This window comes from Actinosynnema sp. NPDC037264 (genome assembly GCF_055603705.1).
On sequence record NZ_JBVJVK010000093.1, the window covers coordinates 1 to 9,565 of the forward strand.

The window sequence follows — 9,565 nt, forward strand, 5'->3', positions numbered from 1 at the left end:
ATCATCCTTCTGTCGCAAGAGTGATGATCAACCAAGGGCTGCTTCCATGATCAATCGGGGTGGACATCACCGACCGGGACCTAAAAAGACAAGCTGACATGATGAGCCGCGTCCTGACCGGCGAATCCACCCAACCTGGCGAAACGAACCAGACAAGGCGGAGATACTCGGCCAGAAGTAGGTCAGATGCCCTCTTACGGCTTCACCGCGACCCTTCCCTGCACGTCGACCCGCACCAGCAGGGGAGGGTTGGGCAACTGGTCGAAGTACTCGTCAACGGCTTTGGTGGCTCCGGCGTGCTTGCCGTAATCGTCGATGATCAGAACTCCGGCGGACGCGAGCCTCGGGTACAGGTGGACGAGCTCGTGCCGGGTCGACTCGTAGAAATCGGTGTCCAGTCGCAGCACCGCGATGCGCTCGGGCACCTGGTTCGGGATGGTGTCCTGCACCAGCCCTTTCACCGTGATGATGCGTTCCCTCGGGTAGCCCGTGCCGACGAGGTTCTCCAGCACTTCCTCCTCCGTGATCGCCTTCGCCTCGGCGCCGACCGGGTCGCGCTCCGTGCCGTCGTCGATCCGCCTCCCAGGGGCGAACACGTAGCCGTCGCTCGGCCCGCGCGGTTCCCAGCGGGCTTCAAAAGTGTCATACAGCCACAGGTCCCTGGGTTCGGGCAACACCTTCGCGGCCAGCATCATGCTGCCGCCGCGCCACACCCCGCACTCCACGATCGCGCCGTCGACGCCGTTGCGGACCACGTGCTCCACCGCGCTGACGAGGGCGTAGGCCAAGGGAGGGGACGTGAACGTGTACTCGGCCACGTCCGCGTAGAGCGCGCTGAAGCCGGGGTGCACCGAGTCGATGTCCCGGTACACCTCGACGTGCCTGGTCAGCTCGAACTCGGCCGTCCTCGGCACAGCGGCGGGCGTCGCCCCCGTCACCAGGAGGCCGTGCCGGCGCAGCTCCGCGAGGAAGTCCCGGACCGCTGGGCGCGCGGACGCCGGGACGGCTTCCAGGGCGGACTCCGCCGCGGTCGGCCGGGTGAACCGCAGCACGCACAGGGCCAGCTCCGGTGAGAGGTCCCACAGGTGCAGCGGCTGGGCCACGGCCCCCAACCGGGCGTGGTGACCGGTCCAGGTGACGAACACCCCGGTGGACAGCGAGAGCACCTCGGTCACGGGCGGACCAGCCCACCCGCCGAGTCGATGAACCGCAGCACCTGGGTCGCTGCGGACACCGCACCGGCGACTTCGGTGGCCGGCAGGGTGCGGCCGAGGTGCTCGCGGTAGTCCAGCCCGGACGACCCGGCACCGTTGAGCGCCGACAGCAGGTCCTCCAGCCACGGCAGGCGGGGAATCTTCGACACGTGCCCGTTCACCGCGATCAGCAGCGCGTCCCCGTGGTCGGCGGTGGGTTCGAACAGCACCGGGAACCGGGCGTCCACCCGGGCGTGGTCGCCGGAGAAGGCCGAGCCGCGCGGCGGTGGGACGAACTCGAAGTTGACGGCGCTGGCGCGACGCAGGCGCTTGGCCTGGAACCGGGCGGGGATTTCGTCGGCGATCTCCACCAGCATCTCGGCCATCGCCTTGTTCGTGACGGTGTCGGGAGCGGCCCCGACCCGCGGTGGGTAGGGGAAGCCGTCGAGCCAGTGGTCGGCCTTCCGCTCGGCCAGGGCGGTGGACACGAGCGAGTCCAAGGTGCGCACCAGGTTGTTGTCGGTGTAGGTCGCCAGGTGCACCGACAGGTGCGGCGTGCCGTCGGACTCACCGCAGTGCCAGTGGTCCGACGGCCAGTACAGGACGTCGCCCGCCTCGCCCTCCAGCACGGTGGCCTGGTCGACGACGTCGCGGAAGTCGATGTCCAGGTTCACCTGGTGGTGCAGGGGGTCGGGGGTGCGCGCGTACCGGACCAGCGTTTCGTAGGGCCAGGTGTAGAAGCGCTTCCTGCCCGACAGCACGAAGGTCATGACCGTCGCGGTGTCCTTGTGGATCCGCGTCGGCGCTTCGCCGTACGACCCCGCGATCAGGTGGCAGTCCGTCAAGCCGGCGGGCACGGAACCCGCGGCGCGGTAGATGCCGTCCAGGATCTCCTTAGCCGCGCTGAACAACGGCCACGAGAACTGCTGGAGGCTGTTCACGACGATGTGCCAGTCGCCGTGGGCGTGCTCGTCGACCCGCCGGATGTAAGAGGTGATGTCGCCGTCCTGTGCGCGCGGCAGCAGCGGAGCCATGGAGTTGCTCTTCACCTCACCGTCGCCCATGAGCATGCGGACGTCGCGGGGACGGACCAGCCTGCCCGCCCGCCAGGCGTCCGCGGCCGACACCAGCGCAGCGAAGTGGTCGGGGGCGGACATGGCCGCTGTGAGGGGTGTGCGGAGCACCGCCGGGCGCCGCTCCCAGTGGGTCTCCGTGAACCGGGACCACTCGTCGAACTCGAACAACGTCGTCATCGCCCCGCCCACCCGTCCAGTTCGGGCGCCTCGGCGCCGGTGTCGGCGATCCGCCGGGCCGCATCGGCGAACACCGCGTCGACGTCCGCCCCCGGTACGTTGTCCGCCACGAACGCGGCGATGTCCTCCGTCGACGCCCCGCCCCACAGCAGGGAGACCACGAGTTGCGCGTTCACGTCACCGGTGTAGACCGGGTAGAGGCGGATCTTGCGCAGCAGGTGCGGGATCGCGTCGCCCAGCACGCTCCCGAAGCCGTCGGCGCGGGCCGCGAGGGCTTCGAGGATCGTCGGCAGCCACCGCCGCGGTGGCCCGGACGCCAGGGTGTCCATGACGACGTGGTAGACGAGGCTGGGATCGCCATCGCGGACCAGGTCGGTCAACGCGGAGCCGAAGGCGCGCTCGCCCGCCCGCCGCAACGTCGTCATCGCGGCGGTCCTGCGGCGCACGTCCGCGTTCGGTTGCTGGTGCATGCCCAGGAAGGTCAGGCCGGGTTCCCAGAACTCCCACGGCTGCTCGACCTCCCCCGGGTGATCGTTGCACCGGACGCTGATCGTGACGCTGGGCCGGGTGAGCCAGAACAGGTCGTGGACGAGGTCGGGGTGGATCTCGTGGACGTCCCCCTGCGCCATCAGGTGCCGCTCGCGCAACGTCATTCGTCCGGTGGACACGAACGGGGCGATCTCCCGGCGTTCGGTGAAGTCGAACACCTGGTGGAGCCGCGGACCGTGCAGCGCGGCGAACGCCCCGCAGGAGACGTGCTTGTGGGTGGGGGTCGAGTTGTGGTTCCAGTACAGCAGATCGATCCGGAAGTGCTCGTTGTGCACGACGGTAAGCGCCGGATCGCCGAACGGGTTCGCCCACGGTTGGGGCGGCAGGGGCGCGTCCAGCGCCCACACCAGCAGCCGGGCCGGGTCGAGCCGCTGCAGGCGGTCGCGGTGCACGCGCAACGCCTCGGCCGCCGCACCGGCGAGGTGCGCCGGGCCGCCCGGCTCGTGCAGCGCCAGGATTTCCTTCTCTACCAGCTCGAACGTGTCCAACACGGCATCCCCCGGCATCGTGGCTCCGATCAGGTCAGGGTCGGGACGTGCATCGCCGCGGTGGGTGCCGAACACCCACCACGGCGATGACGGTCAGTACGAGGTGGGCTGCAGCAGGACGGTGTCCGTGTCCACCTTCACCGCCTCCACCTTGAACGGCTCGGGCGTCTCCACCACCTCGGGCTGGACGTCCTTCTCCTGGTTCTCGGCCATGCATCTCACCTCCTCATCGGTCGTCTGCTGGTTGCCCGCGCAACCGCGGGACGTGTGGTCAGCCGCCGGGCAGGCCGGCGTGCCACGGCGCGCCCGTCAACCGGTCGCCGGCGGCGCTGGGTGAGGCGAATCGGTGCGCGGTGGCACCCGGCACCAGGACCCGCACCGCGGTCCACCCCCGCACCGCGCACGGCAGGTCGACCACCACGACCTCGGCCGATCGCACGGCGACGGCTCGCACCTGCTCGGCCGCGCTGCGGTGCTCGACGTCGGGCGGCCGCTCCTCGGGGTGCGCGTCGACGTAGGCCCACACGCGCTCCACGACGGCCGGGTCGGCCCAGTCGCGGAACGCCGCGCCCATGTGGTCGGGCGGGTCGCGCCGCACCTGCGACATGATCTGCTCGGCCTCCTCGACCGCCGCGGCGATCGCCTGCGTCCAGGTGAGCCCGCTGCCCGAGCCGCGTGCGGCCCGTGCGGCACCGTGGTCCACGACGAAGGCGTGCACCACCGGTACCAATGTGTCCGGGTAGACGAGCAGCCGGGTGGCCGGATCCGGGTCGGGCAACCGGATCGCCGGGCGCTGCCACAGGAAGTTCGGGTACAGGGAGGCCCGTTCGAGCACCTCGCGGAGGGCGCGGGCCACCGCTTCCTCCCGCACGGGGTGGACGGCGAGCCCGGTGGTCGTGCCCCAGGTGGGACGAGGCCGGTCGCCCGGTCCGGGGATGTAGGGGAAGGCCACCAGCGCCAACGGCACGTCGACCGGCTCGCCGTCCACGAGGGACAGCCCGCGCACGTTGTCCACCGGCGGCCGGCCGGCCGCCAGGTACTCGTCGTAGGCCGTTCCGTAGGGGTGGAAGTCCTCCAACCGGAGCCTGCGCGTGCCGTCGGCGCACGCCTTGGGCAGTTGGTTGGCGTTCCACGCGGCGAACCGCTCGATCGCCTCGCCGACCGCTCTGGTCACGGCCTCCTCATCGGTGGCGCCCTTGCCGCTGGCCGACTCCAGTTCCGGGACCACGCCACCCGCCGGCGTGCGGCACGTGGAGAGCCTCACGGGGCGTTCCGGTGACCCCCCGGCGAACACCCGCAGGTCTTTGATCAACCCCTTGGCCCAGGACTGCTCCGCGCGCAGCCCTTCCGCGGCGAGGGGTCCGCGGCGAACCGCTGTCCACAGCTGGGCGATGCGGCCCCCGTCGAGCAGGACCACGCGGTCGGGCACCCGGTCCTGCAGCAGGGAGTCGGTGGCGGCGGCCACCGCGTCCGCCCGGGCCGGGCCGGTCAGCAGCGGCAACGGGCGCGAGGTGAACCCGAGGTCGCGCAGCGCGCGGTCGGACCACCACGTCGTCGTCGCCTCGAAGTAGCGGCGGACGTCGTCGCGGGAGGCCAGCACGGGTCCGACGTGCGTGCCGTCGACGCTCTCACCGGACCACAGGACCGGATGCCGCTCGACCAAGGCGGACAGCCAGTCCGGCTCGGCCATGTCCTCCCGGTCCGCCACCACGACCACCGGCGTTCCCGCGTCCACGGCGTCGGCCACTGCGGACGGCGCATCGACCACGGTGGCGGACCACCCGCGGGCGGTCAACGGCGCGACGAGGTCGGCGGCCGCGCCTCGTCCGGTGTTGTCGAGCAGCACCACGGTCGCACACACCCCCTTCGGCCGCGCTGCGGGCAGCGCATCCATGTCGATGACGAAATCGGCGCAGCCCCGGTCCCGGAGTCCGGCAGGATCGATCCGCCCTGTCAGCCGCAGCAGTCGGAGTCGCGGTCCGAGCAGCAGGGGGCCATCGGCGTGGTCAAGCCGGACGACCCACGGGGCCAAGCGGTGGGACCGGTCAGAACTCACCCAGCACCGGGCCGAGCACGAGGCGACCGTCCCAGGCGTCGTAGCGCCGGTGGATCCCGTGCAGGAACTGGTCGTAGGCGACGACCCCCTGCGCCACGACCGACGCCAGGACGCGGGTGCGCTCGACGCTGATCACGTGCTCCTCGGCGAGCACCCGCACGGGCATCATCGCGTGTTCGGCGCCCTCGTCGATCGCACCGTGCGCGCGGAAGCCGGCCAGTGCGGCCGCCGGGATGTCGTTGCGGAACTCCAGCAGGTCCAGCACATCTCGGGGCCTACCCTCCGGGTCGATTTTCCGGGAATCCGGGTCGGCGACCGCTTCGGGCACTTCCGGGATGATGAGGGACGCTGCGAAGTGGGCGGGCGAGTGGTGTCCCATGGCGAAGAAGTAGTTGTTGAAAAGAATGCTTTCGGGGGTCGACTGGGCTGTGCCGAGCTGAGCCGGGTCGATGTCGAGGTGAGCGAAATCCCGGGCCATCAGGGCCGAGTGGTCGGCTTCCTCGTCGAAGAACTCACGGAGCGCCCGGCGCTGATCCGCGGTCAGGTCGTGGGCGAGCACCGAGGGAGCGGTCCAGTGCGCGGCGCGCACCACGAAGAACGTTTCCAGCATCAGGCCCATCCCGAGGTCGCGGCGTCCGCCGGCACGCAGTGCGCGTATGAGCGGGTTGTCGTTCCACAGCCGGGGAGCCCACTGGCGGAACGCGTCGATCAGCCGGTAGCCGATGTACTCGGCGTTGTGGAACCGGCGGTTCCCCGCCGGGTGCTCCACGACGAGTCCCGACTTCACGAGCGCGGTCACCGCCTCGACACCCGATCCGAGGTCGCCGCCGCGCAGCGTCGCCAGCGCCTCGACCATCGCGAGGCGGCGGAATTCGCGGTTGTTGAGCGCCTCCACGGCCTCCACTGCCGGGTGCGCGATGGGGCAGCGGTACTCAAACGCCCCGTCGACGATCAGCAGGCCGCCGTCGCGCAGCACGGCTTTCGCGGTGGACTTCAGCACGGGCGTGTCCACGAGCATTTCCGCGCCATCTCCTGCCGAGTCCACGTCAAGATCAGAAGTCAACGTTCCCCCGTCAGTTGAATGGCCATCTGAAATCGATTGAAAGGTCCGAACCCGTCGGACGTCAACGACGTTATACGCGGCCTATCTAACTGTCAATGCCTCAAGAATTTCTGCGCCACCCCGACCATCGGTCAACAAGGGGTGAACGCAGAAATCCATTCACCTCGACCTGGAATTAAACCAGAATGCGCAGGTCAACCCTGTCCCGCCGGCAGGACACGCCGACTTCCAGATCCGGACCCCGGTCGGCGCGACTCCCGACCCCTTCGTTCGCGGTCACCCGAACGGCGCACATTCGGAACTCCGCAGTTTGCGGTCGAACGCGCCGATACCGCTACTGTGGGGCGGGGGGCGCGCAGCGCGATGTCCTCTTCCCGAATGACATCGACGAACGGGTGGCGAATGCCGCAGAAGGATCACGAGTCTTCCCGCAGGCTCCGGGTGGTAAAGGAAAACCGGGACTTCCGGTTGCTGTGGGCGGGTGACGCGATCAGCCAGTTGGGTAACCAGCTCACCGTCATCGCCCTGCCGCTGGTGGCGATCGCGACACTGCAGTCGTCGGTGTTCGAAGTCGGGTTGCTGACCGCAGCGGGCTACCTGGCGTGGTTGGTGATCGGCCTCCCGGCGGGCGCGTGGGTGGATCGCAGGCGTCGTCGTCCCGTGCTGGTCGGCGCCGACCTCGGGCGCGCCGTGCTGCTGCTGTCGGTGCCGGTTGCCGCTGCGACAGGAACGTTGACGCTGTGGCAGCTGTACCTCGTCGCCCTGGGCACCAGCGTGCTCACGGTGGTGTTCGACGTCGCCTACCCGGCCTACCTGCCCCACATCGTCGAACGCGATCAGCTCGTGGCGGCCAACGGTCGGCTCCAGCTGAACGCGTCGGTGGCCTACATCGCGGGCCCCGGCGTCGGCGGTGTCCTCGTACAGGTGCTGACCGCACCGCTCACGCTGCTGGTCGACGCGGTGAGCTACCTGGTGTCCGGGGTGCTGCTGACCCGCGTCCGCAAGCAGGAGGCCGAGCCCCCGCACAAGCCCGAGCGCCACCTGGGCAAGGAGATCGCAGAGGGCCTGAGGTTCGTGTGGCGGCAGCCGATCATTCGGGCGATCGCGCGCTCCTCCGGGGTGTTCAACCTCTCGTTCGCCGGCTACCAGGCGCTGATCATCGTGTTCCTGGTGCGCGAGGTGGGCCTGTCCACCGCGTCGACGGGACTGCTGCTCGCCGCGGGGAGCGTGGGCGGCACGATCGGCGCCCTGCTCATCGGGCCGCTGAGCCGCAAGCTCGGAGACGCGCGGCTGATCTGGGCGTTCCCCCTTGTCACCATGCCGGCGATCCTCCTGGTGCCGCTCACCACCCCCGGCTGGGGCCTGGCGTTCTTCGTCATCGGCGCCTTCGTGCCGGCGGTCGGCGGGGTCGCGTTCAACGTGTCGGTCGCGTCGTTCATACAGACGTTGACCCCGCAGGACCTGCTCGGCCGGGTCGGCGGGTCCATCCGGGTGGTGTCCAGGGGCGCGCTGCCCGTGGGCGCGGCGGCCGCGGCGTGGCTGGCGACCCGGCTCCCGGTCCGCGGGGTCCTGGTGCTGGCGGCCGCGGGGATGACCCTGGCGATCCTGTTGCTGCTCCTCTCGCCGATCCGGCGGCTGACCACGCTCGCCGAGGTCCGGACGGCGGACGAGGCGAACAGGTCTTCCGCGTGACGACCGCCGCGACGCTGCCCAACGGGATCACCGTCGTCGTCGCGCCGGACGCCGACGAGGCCATCGCCTGCGTCACCACCGTCCACGCCACGGGCTACCGGGACGATCCGCCCGACCTGCAAGGGCTGGTGCATCTGGTCGAGCACCTGCTCTGCCGCGGCGACACCGTCCAGGGCGCCACGCGGGAGGACCACGTCGTGGTCCAGGCGTTCGCGCTGCCGGAGGACCTGCCGGAGGCGTTAGAGGCGCATGCGGACAGGCTGCGCGCTCCAGTGGTAGACGAGGCTTCGGTGCGCGCGCACGCGTCCCTGATCGCCGAGGAGACGGCCGCGCTGCGCCGGCACCCCGACTTCGGGTTCCCCTGGCTGCCGGGGGCGCGGGCGGTGCTCGGCGTCGACCCGCTGGGTGACCCCGGCGCACTCGCGACAGCCGATCCCGCGCGGGTGCGCTCCTTCCTCCACGACCACGTCCGCCCGGACAGCACGGTGGTGGTCGTGTCCGGGAGGGTCGACTCCAGGCACGCCCTGGCTCTCGCCGAGCAGCACTTCCGCGACCTCCCCGCACGCACCCCGCGCCGGCCCGCCCGGTCGACGCGGTCCAAGCGGTCGGCGCGGAGGCCGCCGCTGCGGGTGGACGAGGCCCGGGGCGCCGCGCTCCTCTGGCGGGTCGGCGGTCTCAGCGCCGACCCGCACCGCACGTGGGCGGTGTGGTCGGCCGCACGCGCGCTGGTCGGCGGTCCACGGCCCGTGCTCCTCGACCTGGCCGCTGACCGCGGTCTGCCCGGACGGGCCGTCGTCTCGCTGGGACTTGTGGGCACCTCGTGGGACGCGCCGTCGCCGACCGCGCTGTGCGTCGGCTTCCTGAGTCCGGCGCCGGTGGCGCCGCCCGTCCTGCACGACCTGCTCGACACCGCATCGCTCGCCGTGCCGCGCCTCGTGCGCGACGCGGCCGTCGTGACCGCGGCCACCGAGGACCTGCTGCTCGACGAACTGGCCCTGACCGACGACCCGTTCGTGCGTGCTCGCCGCATCGGGCTCCAAGTGCTGCGCGGAGGGGACCCCACCCTGGCGCTCGACCCGACCCGGCTGACCGCCGCGACGTCGCCGATCTCGGTGGAGCGGTCGTGGCGGGAGGCGCTCGACCACCCGCCGACCCGCCTGGAGGTGGCGTGAGAGGGCAGCCGCCGACACGGTGGTGGGGGGGGGGGGGGGGGGGGGGGGGGAGGGGGGGGGGGGGGGGGGGGGGGGCGGTTTGCTTGTGTCCGGTGTCGT

7 protein-coding genes are annotated in these 9,565 nt (G+C 71.1%); 2 read left to right on the forward strand and 5 right to left on the reverse strand.

The features are described 5' to 3' along the window. Positions 1 to 194 precede the first annotated feature (194 nt). The 5 genes from ACZ7GX_RS43145 to ACZ7GX_RS43165 all read right to left on the reverse strand — a co-directional run bounded on the left by ACZ7GX_RS43145 (position 195) and on the right by ACZ7GX_RS43165 (position 6,551). On the reverse strand, positions 195 to 1,175 hold the full coding sequence (locus ACZ7GX_RS43145) for a TylF/MycF/NovP-related O-methyltransferase (RefSeq protein ID WP_498786260.1): 981 nt from the start codon (positions 1,173 to 1,175) through the stop codon (positions 195 to 197). Then, entirely contained in the window at positions 1,172 to 2,446 is a 1,275-nt protein-coding gene (locus tag ACZ7GX_RS43150) for a JmjC domain-containing protein (protein ID WP_498786265.1), read from the reverse strand. The genes ACZ7GX_RS43145 and ACZ7GX_RS43150 overlap by 4 nt, the downstream gene beginning before the upstream one ends. Next, positions 2,443 to 3,501, reverse strand: a complete 1,059-nt coding sequence (locus ACZ7GX_RS43155; RefSeq protein WP_498786267.1) for a hypothetical protein — start codon at positions 3,499 to 3,501, stop codon at positions 2,443 to 2,445. The genes ACZ7GX_RS43150 and ACZ7GX_RS43155 overlap by 4 nt, the downstream gene beginning before the upstream one ends. Before the next feature lie 253 nt (positions 3,502 to 3,754). Further along, on the reverse strand, positions 3,755 to 5,377 hold the full coding sequence (locus ACZ7GX_RS43160) for a YcaO-like family protein (protein ID WP_498786269.1): 1,623 nt from the start codon (positions 5,375 to 5,377) through the stop codon (positions 3,755 to 3,757). A 151-nt stretch (positions 5,378 to 5,528) separates the two neighbouring features. Then, positions 5,529 to 6,551: a hypothetical protein gene (locus tag ACZ7GX_RS43165; RefSeq protein WP_498786271.1), complete on the reverse strand. Its 1,023-nt coding sequence runs from the start codon at positions 6,549 to 6,551 to the stop codon at positions 5,529 to 5,531. Between the two features lie 492 nt (positions 6,552 to 7,043). Between ACZ7GX_RS43165 and ACZ7GX_RS43170 the strand changes: the two genes are divergently transcribed. Together ACZ7GX_RS43170 and ACZ7GX_RS43175 are read left to right on the forward strand one after the other, a co-directional pair. Continuing rightward, positions 7,044 to 8,294, forward strand: coding sequence for an MFS transporter (locus tag ACZ7GX_RS43170; RefSeq protein ID WP_498786275.1), 1,251 nt, complete (start codon positions 7,044 to 7,046; stop codon positions 8,292 to 8,294). Further along, a complete protein-coding gene (locus ACZ7GX_RS43175; protein WP_498786277.1) occupies positions 8,291 to 9,466 on the forward strand; it encodes a M16 family metallopeptidase in 1,176 nt (391 codons plus the stop codon). Before ACZ7GX_RS43170 ends, ACZ7GX_RS43175 begins: the two co-directional genes overlap by 4 nt. Positions 9,467 to 9,565: the final 99 nt, after the last annotated feature.

Bases quoted from the DNA above. Each gene is read 5' to 3' on its own strand.
- ACZ7GX_RS43150 (WP_498786265.1), bottom strand. From the start codon at position 2,446: ATGACGACGTTGTTCGAGTTCGACGAGTGGTCCCGGTTCACGGAGACC.
- ACZ7GX_RS43155 (WP_498786267.1), bottom strand. From the start codon at position 3,501: ATGCCGGGGGATGCCGTGTTGGACACGTTCGAGCTGGTAGAGAAGGAA.
- ACZ7GX_RS43160 (WP_498786269.1), bottom strand. From the start codon at position 5,377: ATGGATGCGCTGCCCGCAGCGCGGCCGAAGGGGGTGTGTGCGACCGTG.